A 13,232-nucleotide genomic window follows, 5' to 3' on the forward strand; every position below is an offset into this window, starting at 1 on the left:
AAAGGCCGAGCCGAGCAGAGTGGCATCCACACACTGGGGTTCTCTACCGGAAGGCCTTTCCCTTGCACCGCCGACGCACCTTGGCCGTCGCGGTCGTCACGCTCGCCGCGCTGGCGATCTCCAACCCCGCGACCGCCCAACCCGCGCACGAGAAGCGCCAACGCGCCTTCGCCGCGGCAGCCGCGGAGTTCGACGTCCCCGCCGACCTGCTCATCGCACTGTCCTATTTGGAGTCCCGGTGGGACGCCAACGCCGGGCAGCCGAGCGTGTCAGCGGGCTACGGCCCGATGCACCTGACCGACGCCGCCACCGCGACCGCGGGCGGCACCCACCACGACCACGGCGAGGACCCGCGCGGGGACACCGCGCGGGAGACCCTGCGGCCGCAGCCCGCCCCCGTCGACACCAGCGCGCCGTTGCTGAACACCCTGGCCAAGGCCGCCGAGCTGACCGGGATCGCCCCGGACCGCCTGCGCGCGGACCCGGTGGCCAACATCCGCGGGGGCGCCGCGCTGCTGGCCCACTACCAGCGCGAACTCGGCCCCCTGAGCGACAACCCCGCCGACTGGTACGGCGCGGTCGCCCGCTACAGCGGCGCCACCGACACCCGCGGCGCGGAGATCTTCGCCGACGAGGTCTACGGCGTGCTGGGCCAGGGCTTCGCCCGCACCACCGACGACGGCCAGCAGGTGCGCCTGCAGGCCCGGGCGGTCCGGCCGGACAAGGCGGTGCTCGGCCGCATGGGCCTGGCCCAGACCTCGGCGGCCAACACCGAGTGCCCGGCCGACGTGGCCTGCGAGTGGGTCCCCGCGCCGTACGCGCAGTTCAACAACACCTACGGCAACCACGACAAGTCCAACCGGCCGACCAACCAGAAGGTCGACTACATCGTCATCCACGACGTCGAAGGCACCTACGCGGGCGCGCTGTCCTCGGTGCAGACCCTGACCCGCCCCGCCAGCTGGCACTACACCCTGCGCAGCAGCGACGGCCGCGTCGCCCAGCACGTGGCGACCAAGGACGTGGGCTGGCACGCGGGCAACTGGTACGTCAACTCCAAGGCCATCGGCATCGAGCACGAGGGCTTCGCCGCCGCGGGCACCTGGTACACCGAGGCGATGTACCGCGCCTCGGCGAAGCTGGTGAAGTACCTGGCCGCGCGGTACGGCGTCCCGCTGAACCGCCACCACATCATCGGCCACGACAACGTCCCCGGCCCGGTCGGGGCGAACATCCCCGCGATGCACTGGGACCCGGGCCCGTACTGGAACTGGACGCACTACTTCGGCCTGCTGGGCGCGCCCATCGCCGCCGAGGGGTCGGGGTACACCGGCATCGTGACCATCCGCGCGGACTGGGCGAACAACAAGCCGCGGTTCACCGGCTGCGACGGCACCAGCGCGGCGTGCCCGGCGCGCAGCTCGACCTCGGTCGTCCTGCGCACCGCCCCGAGCGACACCGCCCCGCTGCTCAAGGACATCGGCCTGCGGCCGGGCGGCGCGGCCTCGACCATGCACGTCTCCGACATCGGCAGCCGGGTCGACTCCGGCCAGCAGTTCGCCGTCGCCGAGGTCCGCGGGGCGTGGACGGCCATCTGGTACCTGGGCCAGAAGGGCTGGCTGCGGACCGTCCACACCGTGCCCGGCCAGGGCGTGCAGGTGTGGCCCAAGCTGGGCAAGACGTCCATCCCGGTGTACGGCCGGGCCTACCCGCAGGCGGCGGCCTACCCGCCGGGCATCACCCCGGAGCCGGTGGAGGCGCTGCCGTACCGGCTGCCCGCGGGCCAGAAGTACGTGATGGGCGGCGACGTGGCCGCCGAGTACTTCAAGGCGACCACGTTCGACCCGGCCCACCACCTGGTGGTCCGCGGCGAGCGGTACATCCAGATCCAGTTCGGCCACCGCTTCGGCTTCGTCAAGGCCTCGGACGTGACCCTGCGGACCGACTACGTGGTGCCCAAGCCGCCGCGGCCGCGCCGCTAGACCGAGATGGTGGACACCGGCAGCGCCGGGTCCGCCGAGAGGTCCAAAGCGGACGCCTCGACGCCTGCTGCGACCAGGTGGGCGCCGAGGGCGGCCATCATCGCGCCGTTGTCGGTGCACAGCCGCGGCCGCGGGACGCGCAGTTCGATGCCCGCGGCCGCGCAGCGCTCGGCGGCCAGCTCCTTGAGCCGGGAGTTGGCCGCCACGCCGCCGGAGATGACCATCGTGGAGATGCCCTCGTCCACGCAGGCGCGGACGGCCTTCATGGTCAGCACGTCGGCGACGGCCTCCTGGAAGGACGCGGCCACGTCGTCGACCGGGATCGGGTTGGGCTCGTGGGACTCGACCCAGCGGGCGACGGCGGTCTTCAGGCCGGAGAAGGAGAAGTCGTTGCGGGCGTCGCGGGGGCCGGTGAGGCCGCGCGGGAACGCGATGGCCGACGGGTTGCCGCGGCGGGCGGCGGCGTCGATCGGCGGGCCGCCGGGGTAGGGCAGGTCGAGGACGCGGGCGACCTTGTCGTAGGCCTCGCCCGCGGCGTCGTCGATGGTCGAGCCGATCTCGGTGATGCCGGTGGCCAGGTCGTCCACCCGCAGCAGCTGGGTGTGCCCGCCGGAGACCAGCAGGGCGATGCACGGCGTGGGCAGCGGGCCGTGGTCGAGGGTGTCGGCGGCCACGTGCCCGGCCAGGTGGTTGGCCCCGTACAGCGGCACGCCCAGCGACAGCGCGTACGCCTTGGCCGCGGACACGCCCACCAGCAGCGCACCAGCCAGGCCCGGCCCGCAGGTGACGGCGATGGCGTCCACATCGGACAGCTTCAGCCCCGCGGTGTCGAAGGCCCGGCGCATGGTCGGGACCATCGCCTCCAGGTGCGCGCGGCTGGCCACCTCGGGCACCACGCCGCCGAAGCGGGCGTGCTGCTCGACGCTGGAGGCCACCTCGTCGGCCAGCAGCTCGACCGCGCCGGAGCCGTCGAGGCGGACCAGGCCGACGCCGGTCTCGTCGCAGGAGGTCTCGATGCCCAGGATGACCGTCATGTCTCCACTCTCTCCCCGGCCGGGGCGGGCCGCGTCATCGTGTAGGCGTCGGCTCCCGAGGGCTGGTAGTAGCGCTTGCGCACGCCGACGCGGGTGAAGCCGTGCTCGGTGTAGAGCGCGATCGCGGGCTCGTTGTCGGTGCGCACTTCCAGGAACACCGTCGCCCGCACCCGGTCGGCCTCGGCCAGCAGCGCGCGCAGCAGCAGCCGCCCGATGCCGCGCCGCTGGAACTGCGGGTCGACGCCGATGGTGTGGATGTTGGCCTCGACGTCGCCGGGCGGGCCGACCAGCGCCAGCCCGGCGTAGCCGACGAGCTGGTCGCCGTCGTAGGCGCCGAGGTAGAAGTGCCCCCAGTCCAGCTCGGAGGCGAACGCTGCCTCGCTCCACGGGTCCTCGCCTGCGAAGAGCACGCGCTCCAGCTCCGCGCACCGGGCCAGGTCGGACCGGCGCAGGCGGGCCGTGCGGACGGTCATGCCCGGCTCACCCGTTTGCGGGCGCCGGGGACGACCGCGTCGGGCCTGCGCAGGTACAGCGGGGTCAGCGGGCCGGGCTCGGCGCCGGAGAGCAGCGCGGCGCGGGCGGCGGCCACCAGCCCCGCCGGGGTCGGGTGCGCGGGCTCGACCAGCGGGAGGCCGAAGTCGTGCAGGTCGGCCCCCGCGACCCGGGTCGAGGCGCCGGGGACGACCGCGTCGGGGGCGGAGACGTGCGGGCCGTCGACGCGCACGCCCTGGGCGTCGTAGGTCGCCCAGTAGACCTCGCGGCGGCGGGCGTCGGTGACCACCAGCAGCGGCTCGCCCGGCACGGCCGCGGCGATCGCGTCCAGGGAGCACACCGGGTGCACCGGCCTGCCCAGGGCGTGGCCCAGGGCGCCCGCGCTGACCATGCCCGCGCGCAGGCCGGTGAACGGGCCGGGGCCGACCCCGCAGACGATGGCGTCGACGTCGGCGAGCGTCCGCCCGGCGTCGGCGAGCGCGTCGCGCACGTGCGGCGTCAGCAGCTCGCCGTGCGCCTTGGCGTCCACGGTGACCCGCTCGGCCAGCACGCGCACGTCGTCACCCACCTGGACGACACCGGCGGTGACGGCGGGGGTGGCGGTGTCAACAGCCAGAACCAACACAGTCGTCAAGGGTACGAGAGAGCCTGCTCACAGCCCTCAGCGGCCGGTGCCCACCACTAAGCTCGGGCTCGTGCTGCTGCCGCAAGCCGCCCCGGAGCGGGCCGCCGTCCGGTTCCCCGGGCTCACGCTCACCCACGCCGAGCTGGCCGCGGCCGCCCGGGCCGTCGCCGACGCGGTGCGCGGCCGCGAGCGGGTCGCCGTGTGGGCGACGGCCGCGCCGGAGACGGTGGTCGCGGTGGTCGGCTGCCTGGCCGCCGGGGTGGCGGTGGTGCCGCTGAACCCGAAGGTGGGCGCCCGGGAGCTGGCCCACATCCTCGCCGACAGCGCCCCGGAGCTGCTGCTGCACGCCCCCGCCGACGACCCCGGGGTGGACCTGCCCCGGCACGTGGTCGACGTGGCCGCGCGGGCGGGCGGCGAGCCGCTGCCCGAGCCGCCCGCGGAGTCGGTGGCGTTCATCGTCTACACCTCCGGGACGACCGGGCCGCCCAAGGGCGTGCTGCTGCCGCGGCGGGCGGTGGCGACCAACCTCGACGCGCTGGCCGAGATCTGGGCCTGGACGCCGGAGGACGAGGTGGTGCACGCGCTGCCGCTGTTCCACGTGCACGGGCTTATCGTCGGCGTGCTGGGCACGCTGCGGCGCGGCGGGACGATGCGGCACCTGGGCCGGTTCTCCAGCGCGGCCGTCGGCGCGGCCTTCCGCGAGGGCGCCACGGTGATGTTCGGCGTGCCCACGATGTACCACCGGCTGGGGCTGGACTGCGCCGCGGACGCCGAGCTGGCCGCGGCGGTGGGCCGGGCGCGGCTGCTGGTGTCCGGGTCGGCGGCGCTGCCCGCGACCGACCACGCCCGCATCACCGCGGCGACCGGGCAGCGGGTCGTGGAGCGCTACGGGATGACCGAGACGCTGATGAACTGCGGCGTGCGCGCCGACGGCGAGCGGCGGCCGGGCATCGTCGGGCCCGCGCTGCCCGGCGTCGAGGTCCGGCTGGCCGACGTGGTCGACGGCATGGGCGAGATCGAGGTCCGCGGGCCGAACCTGTTCCTCGGCTACCTCAACCGGCCCGACGCCACCGCGGCGGCCTTCGCCGACGGCTGGTTCCGCACGGGCGACCTGGCCGTGCAGGAGCCCGACGGCGCCTTCCGCATCGTCGGGCGGCGGGCCACGGACCTGATCAAGAGCGGCGGCTACAAGATCGGCGCTGGCGAGATCGAGAACGCGCTGCTGGAGCACCCCGGGGTCGCCGAGGCCGCGGTGACCGGCGAGCCCGACGACGACCTCGGCGAGCGGATCGTCGCGTGGGTGGTGCCCGCCGGGACGCCGCCGCCCGCCGAGGAGCTGGCCGACCACGTGGCCGGGCTGCTGGCCCCGCACAAGCGCCCGCGGGTCGTCCGGTACCTCGACGCCCTGCCGCGCAACGAGATGGGCAAGGTCACGAAGCGGGCCCTGCATGGCTGACCCGGGCGCGCGGTGGGTCATCGACCTCGTGGCCACCGACTTCACCGAGTTCGCCGCGCCCGCCGACCCCGGCGGGGACGGCCCGCTGGGCTGGACCGGCTACGCCGAGCAGCGCGCCCGCGCCCGCGGGCGCAGCGGCGAGACCGAGTCGGTGGTGTGCGGGGTCGGCCGGGTCGGCGGGACCGCCGCGGTCGTCATCGCCTTCGACTTCGCCTTCCTGGGCGGCTCGGTCGGCACCGCGACCGGCGACCGCATCGAGCACGCCTTCACCCACGCCCGGCGGACCCGCACCCCGCTGGTGTCGCTGCTGGCGACCGGGGGCAGCCGGATGCAGGAGGGGATGCTGTCGCTGCGCCAGCTCCAGCGCATCGCCCGCCAGTCGACGCTGCTGCGCGACGCGGGCGTCCCCCAGCTGTCGGTCCTGCGCGACCCGACCACCGGCGGGCTGTGGGCGTCGCTGGGGGCGGGGGCGGACGTGGTCGTGGGGGTCGAGGGGGCGCAGGTGGGGTTCGCGGGATCGCGGGTCCGGCCGGTGGACGACCCGGCGTACACCGCGGAGGGCCAGTACGCGGGCGGGCACGTGGACGAGGTGTGCGGGCTGCCCGAGCTGCCGTCGGTGGTGGCGGAGTGGCTGTCGCTGCTGTCGTCCGCCAGCCCCGAGCCCGCCGACGTCCCCCGCGCCCTCGGCGCGCCGACCCCGGCCCCGGACGCCTGGTCAGCGGTCCAGGCCGCGCGCTCCCCCGCCCGCCCCCGCGCCGACGCCTACCTGGACGACTACTTCGACCTCCACCGCCCCATCGCAGGCGGCACCGACACCGGCATGCTCTGCGGCATCGGCCGCCGCGGCCGCCGCTCCATCGCCTACGCGGCCCAGACCGGCACCCCGACCACCCCCGCAGGCTTCCGCACCGCCGTCCGCCTGATCCACCTGGCCGAACGCCTCGGGCTGCCGGTGCTGACGCTGGTCGACACCCCGGGCGCGGCCAACGACCCGGCGGCCGAGCGAGCCGGGGTCGGCCCGGCGATCGCGTCGCTGTTCATGGCGATCGCGGCTTGCCGGGTTCCGGTGACGACGTTGGTGATCGGCGAGGGCGGCTCAGGCGGAGCGCTGGCGCTGGCGGCGCCGGATCGGACGTGGATCACGCCGGATGCGTACTTCTCGGTGATCGCGCCGGAGTTGAGCGCGGCGATTCTGAAGCGGGGGGCTGGGGAGGTGCGGGCGACGGCGGAGCAGTTGAAGCTGCGGCCGCAGGATCTGGTGGAGCTGGGAGTGGTTCGGGGGATCGTGGGGCCGTAGCTGGTTTGCTTGCCAGGACGCGCCTCGGTTGGCACCACTACGCCCCGACTCCGGCAGGGAAGTGAATGAGAACGGGCCAACCGCTTACTATCGCCCCAGCTCACGAAGTGTCGTCCCCGCGCACGCGGGGCTGGTCCCCTCCGACGGTTTGGCGGCCCTTGGCCGGGTCGGTCGTCCCCGCGCACGCGGGGCTGGTCCGTCTTGGCCGGACCGGGCGGGGCTCCACAGGAGAGTCGTCCCCGCGCACGCGGGGCTGGTCCGTCGCAGATGCCCGCCAGCACGGTGCGCACCCCGTCGTCCCCGCGCACGCAGGGCTGGTCCCCCCGCCCTGTGGCCGATGGTGCTGTCGCTGGCGTCGTCCCCGCGCAGCGGGGCTGGTCCCGGGTAGCGCTCGGTAGGAAGTTGCGGGAACTCGTCGTCCCTGCGCACGCGGGGCTGGTTCGTCTTCTGCTCAGTCGGGCCCTCAGGCGTGGTTGGGGGTTTCCAGTAGGGCGGTGATTCGGGTGGTCCAGGTGCCGGAGGGGTGGAGGGTTGCTGCTCGGGTGTCGTCGGGGTGGCGGGTGAGGTGGATGAGGAGGTGGTCGGTGGAGAGGCGTTCGGCGGCGCCTTCGCCCCATTCGATGATCACCGCGGCTTCCACCAGCTCGGTGTCGAGGTCGAGGTCGTCCAGTTGGGCCAGGTCGCCGTTGAGGCGGTAGGCGTCCACGTGGATCATGGGGATGCCTCGGGGGCCCGCGGGGTGTTCGCGGGCGATGATGAAGGTCGGGCTGCTGATGCGGCCCTTGACGCCCAGGCCCTCCCCGATGCCCTTGGCCAGGACCGTCTTGCCCGCGCCGAGGGGGCCGGACAGCAGGACGAGGTCGCCCGGCTGCAGGAGGGCGCCCAGCCTGCGGCCGAAGGCCAGGGTGTCCTCGTGGGTGGGCAGGTCAACCATCACCAACTCCTCCGCGTTCAGCGCATTCCCCGAGCAGGACCGCGAGGTGGCCGGTCACCTCGTCGGGGCGCTCCAGCATGACCAGGTGGCCCGCGCCGCGCACGCGGACCAGGGTGGCGTCGGGCAGCTCGGCGGCGATGCGCTCCGCGTGCGACCAGGGGGTCATCATGTCCTCGTCGCCGCTGAGCACCAGGACGCGGCAGGTGCGCAGGCCCGCGAGGGCGGCGTAGCGGTTGTGGCTGCCCAAGGTCTCGATGAAGTCGGCCAGGACGCGCACCGGGGTCACGTCCAGCATCGCCACCATGAAGTCGACCAGCCGGGGGCTCACCTCCCGGGAGCCGAACCCGATCGCGCGCACCCCGGCGCGGGTCAGCTGGCCGCCCGCGGCCCGGATCAGCTCGACCAGGCCCGGCTGCCAGTCGGCGAAGCGGCCCAGCCAGCGGGTCAGCGGGTTGTGCTTCGACAGCAGCGGGCGCGGCAGCCCCCGCTTGCCCACCTCCCCCGCCGACGTGCCGATCAGCGCCACCCCGCGCACCCGCTCGGCGAACAGCTCCGGGTGCGACTCGGCCAGCCCGATGACCACCATCCCGCCCATCGAGTGCCCGATGAGGACCAGCGGGCCGGTGGGCGCCACCGCGTCGATCACCTGGGCCAGGTCGCGCGCCAGCCGCTCGATCGTGCTGCCCGCCGCGTCGGTGCGGCCGGAGCGGCCGTGGCTGCGCAGGTCGTAGAGCACCTGGGCCACCCTCGGCGCGGTCAGCGCCGCCAGGTCGCGGCGCTGGAAGTGCCAGCACAGCCTGCTGACCGCGAACCCGTGCACGAGGACGGCGGTCAGCTCCGGCGCGCCGCCGTCGGCCGGATCGATCTCCTCGACCGACAGCGCCACGCCGTCGTCGGTCACGACCGTGCGCGACCGGTCGGGCGGCAGGTCGCCGAAGGGCTCCTCGGCGTACGGGTCCTCGGACCCGCGCCGCGCGGCCAGCGCGACGGCGGCCGCGGCCAGCCCCACCGCGCCCCCGACCGCGGCGAGCGCGCGGCCACCCCTCACCGGTCCCCCACGTAGGTGCGGGTCACCCGCGGCCGGTACATCCCGGTGATGATCTCGTAGTCGATCGTGCCGATGGCCTCGGCCCAGTCGGTCGCGGTCGGCTCGCCGCGCGTGCCCGGCCCGAACAGCACCACCTCGTCGCCCGGGCGCGCGTCGGCCTCGACCACGATCTGGTCCATGCACACCCGCCCGCGCACCGGGCTCAGCACGCCGTCGACCAGCACCGACATCCGCCCGGTCAGCAGCCGCGGCACGCCGTCGCCGTAGCCGACGGGCACCAGCGCCAGCCGGGTGTCGCGCTCGGCGGTCCACAGGTGCCCGTAGGAGACGGACTCGCCCGCGGCGACCTCCTTGACCGACACCACCGACGACCGGAACGTCATGGCGGGCCGCAGCGCCTCCCCGCCGGGGATGGGGTTGTAGCCGTACATGGCGATGCCGACGCGCACCATGTCGAAGTGCAGGTCCGGCCGGGTCAGCGTGGCCGCCGAGTTGGCCAGGTGCCGCCGGGGGCGCAGCCCCGCGGCCAGCGCCAGCCCGTACGCCTCGTCGAACCGCTTGGCCTGCGCGTCGACCGACGGGTGGCCGGGGTCGTCGGCGCAGGCCAGGTGCGACCAGATCGCGTAGACCTCGTTGTCCGACGCCGCCGCGGCGGCGACCAGCTCCGGCCAGCGCTCGGGCGGGCACCCGCCCCGGCTCAGCCCGGTGTCGATCTTCAGGTGGATCCGGACCCCGGACAGCGCGCGCAGCTGCTCCACACTGGACACCGAGACGTCGATGCCCGCCGCGGCGGCGGGCCGGTAGTCGGTCCCCACCGGGTCCAGCCAGCACAGGATCGGCGCGTCGATCCCGGACTCGCGCAGCTCCAGCGCCTCGGCCAGGGACACCGTCCCCAGCCAGCTCGCCCCGGCCGACAGCGCCGCCTTGCCGACGCGCACCGCGCCGTGGCCGTAGCCGTCGGCCTTGACCACGCCCATCACCGCAGCCCCCCGGGCCTTCTCGGCCAGGAGCTCGACGTTGGACCGGATGTGGTCGAGGTGCACCAGCACCTCGGCCCGCGGCCTAGTCATGGGCCACCACCTCTCGCACCGCTTGGGGCACAGCTGCCAGGATCGGCGAGGCCGAGACCGGCGCGCCGCGCGCGGCCAGCTCAGCGGCCCGCACGTGCACCCGGGCCGCGGCGCCCGCCGCCACCACCGGGTCCGCCCCGGTCGCCAGGAGGGCGCCGAGCAGGCCGGACAGGATGTCGCCGGTGCCCGCCGTCGCCAGCCAGTGCGAGCGCGCCGGGTTGACCAGCGTCCGCCCGTCCGGCCCCGCCACCACCGTCGCGTGCCCCTTGAGCAGGACGGTCGCGCCCAGACGGGTCGCAACTGCTTGCGCGGCGGCCACCCGGTCGGCGCCCAGCCGGATCCCCAGCGGCTCGGCCACCCGGGCGAACTCCCGGTCGTGCGGGGTCAGGACCACCGCGGCGTCCGGGTCGCGGGCGTCCCACAGGTCCGGGTGCGCGCCCAGCAGGGTGATCCCGTCGGCGTCGACGCAGGTGGTCACGCCGTCGGCGAGCACGTCGCGCAGCACGGCCTTCGCCGCGGCCCCGGTGCCCATCCCCGGCCCGACGACCCACGCCTGCACCCGCCCGGCGTCGCCCACCGACCCGGTGGCCACGACCTCCGGCCAGCGCGCCCGCACCTCGTCGGCCGCGGTGCCCGCGTACCGGGTCAGCCCGGACGTCGCCGCGACCGCCGCGCCCACGCTCAGCACCGCGGCGCCCGGGTAGGTCGCCGAACCCGCGGCGATCCCCACCACGCCCTGGGAGTACTTGTCGTCGGTCGGACCCGGCAGGCGCCAGGCCCGGACCACGTCGTCGGCGTCGAGCACCGCGAAGTCCGGGTCGGACAGCGCCAGCCCGAGGTCCACCAGGTGCACCTCGCCGCACCGCTCGGCGGCCAGGAAGTGCGCGGGCTTGTACGCCCCGAACGTCACCGTCACCGCGGCGGTCACCGCGGGCCCCTCGACCGCGCCGGTGTCCGGGTCGACCCCGCTCGGCAGGTCCACGGCCACGATCGGCGCGCGCACCCGCGAGACCAGCTCGGCCGCGGCGGGCCGCAGCGGCCCGCGGGCGGAGAGCCCGACGATCCCGTCGACCACCGCGTCCGCGGGCTCGACCGCCGATCCGACCCGGCCGCCCGCCCGCAGCAGCGCGGCCAGCCCCTCGGCGTGCGCGCGCTCCGGGTCGAGCAGCACCGCGGTCACCCCGACCGACCGGCGCCGCAGGAACGCCCCGGCCCACAGCGCGTCGCCGCCGTTGTCGCCGGTGCCGACCAGCAGCGCGACGTGCCGCCCGGCCACCCCGCCGGTCCGCTGGCGCAGCAGCTCGGCCGTGCGCAGCGCGACGGCGTGCGCGGCGCGGCGCATGAGCGCGCCGGGGGCCGTCCTGGCCAGCACCAGGCGCTCGGCCTCGCGCACCCGGTCGGTGACCCAGACGCCGCGCACTATTCGACCGTGACGGACTTGGCCAGGTTGCGGGGCTTGTCCACGTCGTACCCGCGCGAGCGGGCGATCTCGGCGGCCAGCACCTGCAGCGGGACGGTCGACACCAGGGGCTGCAGCAGCGTCGGCACCGCGGGCACCTCGATCAGCTCGTCGGCGAAGGGCCGCACGGTCTCGTCGCCCTCCTCGGCGATGACGATGGTGCGCGCGCCGCGGGCCTGGATCTCGCTGATGTTGGACACCAGCTTGGCGTGCAGCACCGCGCGCCCCTTGGGCGACGGCATCACCACGACGACCGGCAGGCCCTCCTCGATCAGCGCGATCGGGCCGTGCTTCAGCTCGCCTGCGGCGAAGCCCTCGGCGTGCATGTAGGCCAGCTCCTTGAGCTTGAGCGCGCCCTCCAGCGCCACCGGGTAGCCGACGTGGCGGCCGAGGAACAGCACCGCCTTGGAGTCGGCCAGCTCCCGGCCCAGCGCCCGCACCTGGTCCACAGTGGACAGCACCCGGGTGACGGCGGCGGGCATGGCCGCCAGCTCGTGGAACTCCCGGGCCACCTCGTCGGCGTACTTGGTGCCGCGGGCCTGCGCCAGGGCCAGGCCGACCAGGTAGTTCGCCGCGATCTGGGCGAGGAACGCCTTGGTGGACGCGACGCCGATCTCGGGCCCGGCGTGGGTGTAGAGCACCGCGTCGGACTCGCGCGGGATCTGCGCGCCGTTGGTGTTGCACACCGCCAGCACGCGGGCCTTCTGCTCGCGGGCGTGCCGCACGGCCTCCAGCGTGTCGGCGGTCTCCCCGGACTGCGACACCGCGACGACGAGGGTGTCGCGGTCGAGCACCGGGTCGCGGTAGCGGAACTCCGAGGCCAGCTCGACCTCGACGGGCAGCCGCGTCCAGTGCTCGATGGCGTACTTGGCGACCAGGCCGGAGTGGTAGGCCGAGCCGCAGGCCACGACGAAGACCTTGTCGACCTCGCGCAGGTCCTGGTCGGACAGCCGCTGCTCGTCGAGGACGATGCGCCCGTCGGCGAAGTGCCCGCGCAGCGTGTTGGCCAGCGCCTCGGGCTGCTCCTCGATCTCCTTGAGCATGAAGTACTCGTGGCCGCCCTTCTCGGCGGCGGAGAGGTCCCAGTCCACGGTGAAGGGCTTGACCTCGGCCGGGCTGCCGTGGAAGTCGGTGACCCGGTAGCCGTCGCGGGTGATCTCCACCAGCTGGTCCTGGCCCAGCTCGACGGCCTCGCGGGTGTGCTCGATGAACGCGGCGACGTCGGAGGCGACGAAGGTCTCCCCCTCGCCGAGGCCGACCACCAGCGGCGACGAGCGGCGCGCGGCGACGATGCGGTCGGGCTCGTCGGCGTGCGAGACGACGAGGGTGAACGCGCCTTCGAGCCTGCGGCAGACCGCGCGCACGGCCTCGGCGAGGTCGCCTGCGTAGGCGCGGGCGACGAGGTGGGCCGCGGTCTCGGTGTCGGTGTCGCTGGTCAGCTCGACGCCCTCGGCTTCGAGCTCGGCGCGCAGCGCGGCGAAGTTCTCGATGATGCCGTTGTGCACGACGGCGACGCGCCCGGTGGCGTCGCGGTGCGGGTGGGAGTTGCGGTCGACCGGGGCGCCGTGGGTCGCCCAGCGGGTGTGGCCCATGCCCGCGGTGCCCGCGAAGCTGCCCACCCCGACCTCGGCCAGCCGCGCCTCCAGGTTGGCCAGCCTGCCCGCCTTGCGCTCGACGGTCAGGCCCGAGCCGGTCAGGACGGCGACGCCCGCCGAGTCGTACCCGCGGTACTCCAGCCTGCGCAGCCCGTTGAGGACGACGTCCAGCGCCTGCCGGTGTCCTACGTAACCCACGATTCCACACACGGCGACCAGGGTAACCACGTGCGCCGCGCG

The 13,232-nt window shown here is 75.1% G+C and carries 11 protein-coding genes; 3 read left to right on the top strand and 8 right to left on the bottom strand.

The genetic code is table 11. The annotated features are described in order from the left end of the window. The first annotated feature begins 62 nt into the window (after positions 1–62). On the top strand, positions 63–1,982 hold the full coding sequence (locus ACWEPX_RS18945) for an N-acetylmuramoyl-L-alanine amidase (RefSeq protein ID WP_451898499.1): 1,920 nt from the start codon (positions 63–65) through the stop codon (positions 1,980–1,982). On the opposite strand, the gene tsaD is transcribed toward ACWEPX_RS18945, so the two are convergent. From tsaD to tsaB, 3 genes are read right to left on the bottom strand one after another with little or no spacing between them, the layout of a single operon-like run. Next, entirely contained in the window at positions 1,979–3,016 is a 1,038-nt protein-coding gene (tsaD, locus tag ACWEPX_RS18950) for a tRNA (adenosine(37)-N6)-threonylcarbamoyltransferase complex transferase subunit TsaD (RefSeq protein WP_451898500.1), read from the bottom strand. The two genes, ACWEPX_RS18945 and tsaD, sit on opposite strands and share 4 nt — an antisense overlap. Then, entirely contained in the window at positions 3,013–3,489 is a 477-nt protein-coding gene (rimI, locus tag ACWEPX_RS18955) for a ribosomal protein S18-alanine N-acetyltransferase (RefSeq protein WP_451898501.1), read from the bottom strand. The genes tsaD and rimI overlap by 4 nt, the downstream gene beginning before the upstream one ends. Beyond that, positions 3,486–4,133, bottom strand: a complete 648-nt coding sequence (gene tsaB / locus ACWEPX_RS18960) for a tRNA (adenosine(37)-N6)-threonylcarbamoyltransferase complex dimerization subunit type 1 TsaB (protein ID WP_451898502.1) — start codon at positions 4,131–4,133, stop codon at positions 3,486–3,488. The genes rimI and tsaB overlap by 4 nt, the downstream gene beginning before the upstream one ends. Positions 4,134–4,203: 70 nt before the next feature. Here tsaB and ACWEPX_RS18965 point away from each other — a divergent pair, with 70 nt between their 5' ends. Next, a complete protein-coding gene (locus ACWEPX_RS18965) occupies positions 4,204–5,589 on the top strand; it encodes an acyl-CoA synthetase (protein ID WP_451898503.1) in 1,386 nt (461 codons plus the stop codon). Further along, positions 5,582–6,886, top strand: coding sequence for a carboxyl transferase domain-containing protein (locus ACWEPX_RS18970; RefSeq protein ID WP_451898504.1), 1,305 nt, complete (start codon positions 5,582–5,584; stop codon positions 6,884–6,886). Before ACWEPX_RS18965 ends, ACWEPX_RS18970 begins: the two co-directional genes overlap by 8 nt. Before the next feature lie 463 nt (positions 6,887–7,349). On the opposite strand, the gene tsaE is transcribed toward ACWEPX_RS18970, so the two are convergent. From tsaE to glmS, 5 genes are read right to left on the bottom strand one after another with little or no spacing between them, the layout of a single operon-like run. Further along, a complete protein-coding gene (gene tsaE / locus ACWEPX_RS18975) occupies positions 7,350–7,820 on the bottom strand; it encodes a tRNA (adenosine(37)-N6)-threonylcarbamoyltransferase complex ATPase subunit type 1 TsaE (protein WP_451898505.1) in 471 nt (156 codons plus the stop codon). After that, positions 7,813–8,868 carry an alpha/beta fold hydrolase gene (locus ACWEPX_RS18980; protein WP_451898506.1) on the bottom strand — a complete coding sequence of 352 codons (1,056 nt, stop codon included), beginning with the start codon at positions 8,866–8,868 and terminating at the stop codon, positions 7,813–7,815. Before ACWEPX_RS18980 ends, tsaE begins: the two co-directional genes overlap by 8 nt. Continuing rightward, on the bottom strand, positions 8,865–9,938 hold the full coding sequence (gene alr, locus ACWEPX_RS18985) for an alanine racemase (RefSeq protein ID WP_451898507.1): 1,074 nt from the start codon (positions 9,936–9,938) through the stop codon (positions 8,865–8,867). The genes ACWEPX_RS18980 and alr overlap by 4 nt, the downstream gene beginning before the upstream one ends. Continuing rightward, a complete protein-coding gene (locus ACWEPX_RS18990) occupies positions 9,931–11,358 on the bottom strand; it encodes an NAD(P)H-hydrate epimerase (protein WP_451898508.1) in 1,428 nt (475 codons plus the stop codon). The genes alr and ACWEPX_RS18990 overlap by 8 nt, the downstream gene beginning before the upstream one ends. Beyond that, a complete protein-coding gene (gene glmS / locus ACWEPX_RS18995; RefSeq protein ID WP_451898509.1) occupies positions 11,358–13,202 on the bottom strand; it encodes a glutamine--fructose-6-phosphate transaminase (isomerizing) in 1,845 nt (614 codons plus the stop codon). The genes ACWEPX_RS18990 and glmS overlap by 1 nt, the downstream gene beginning before the upstream one ends. Between the last annotated feature and the right edge of the window lie 30 nt (positions 13,203–13,232).

Source organism: Actinokineospora sp. NPDC004072 (assembly GCF_053604195.1).

What these genes read in the sequence shown, in the direction of transcription:
- tsaD (WP_451898500.1), bottom strand. Translation starts at nt 3,016, where the DNA reads ATGACGGTCATCCTGGGCATCGAGACCTCCTGCGACGAGACCGGCGTC.
- rimI (WP_451898501.1), bottom strand. Translation starts at nt 3,489, where the DNA reads ATGACCGTCCGCACGGCCCGCCTGCGCCGGTCCGACCTGGCCCGGTGC.
- ACWEPX_RS18970 (WP_451898504.1), top strand. Translation starts at nt 5,582, where the DNA reads ATGGCTGACCCGGGCGCGCGGTGGGTCATCGACCTCGTGGCCACCGAC.
- tsaE (WP_451898505.1), bottom strand. Translation starts at nt 7,820, where the DNA reads ATGGTTGACCTGCCCACCCACGAGGACACCCTGGCCTTCGGCCGCAGG.
- alr (WP_451898507.1), bottom strand. Translation starts at nt 9,938, where the DNA reads ATGACTAGGCCGCGGGCCGAGGTGCTGGTGCACCTCGACCACATCCGG.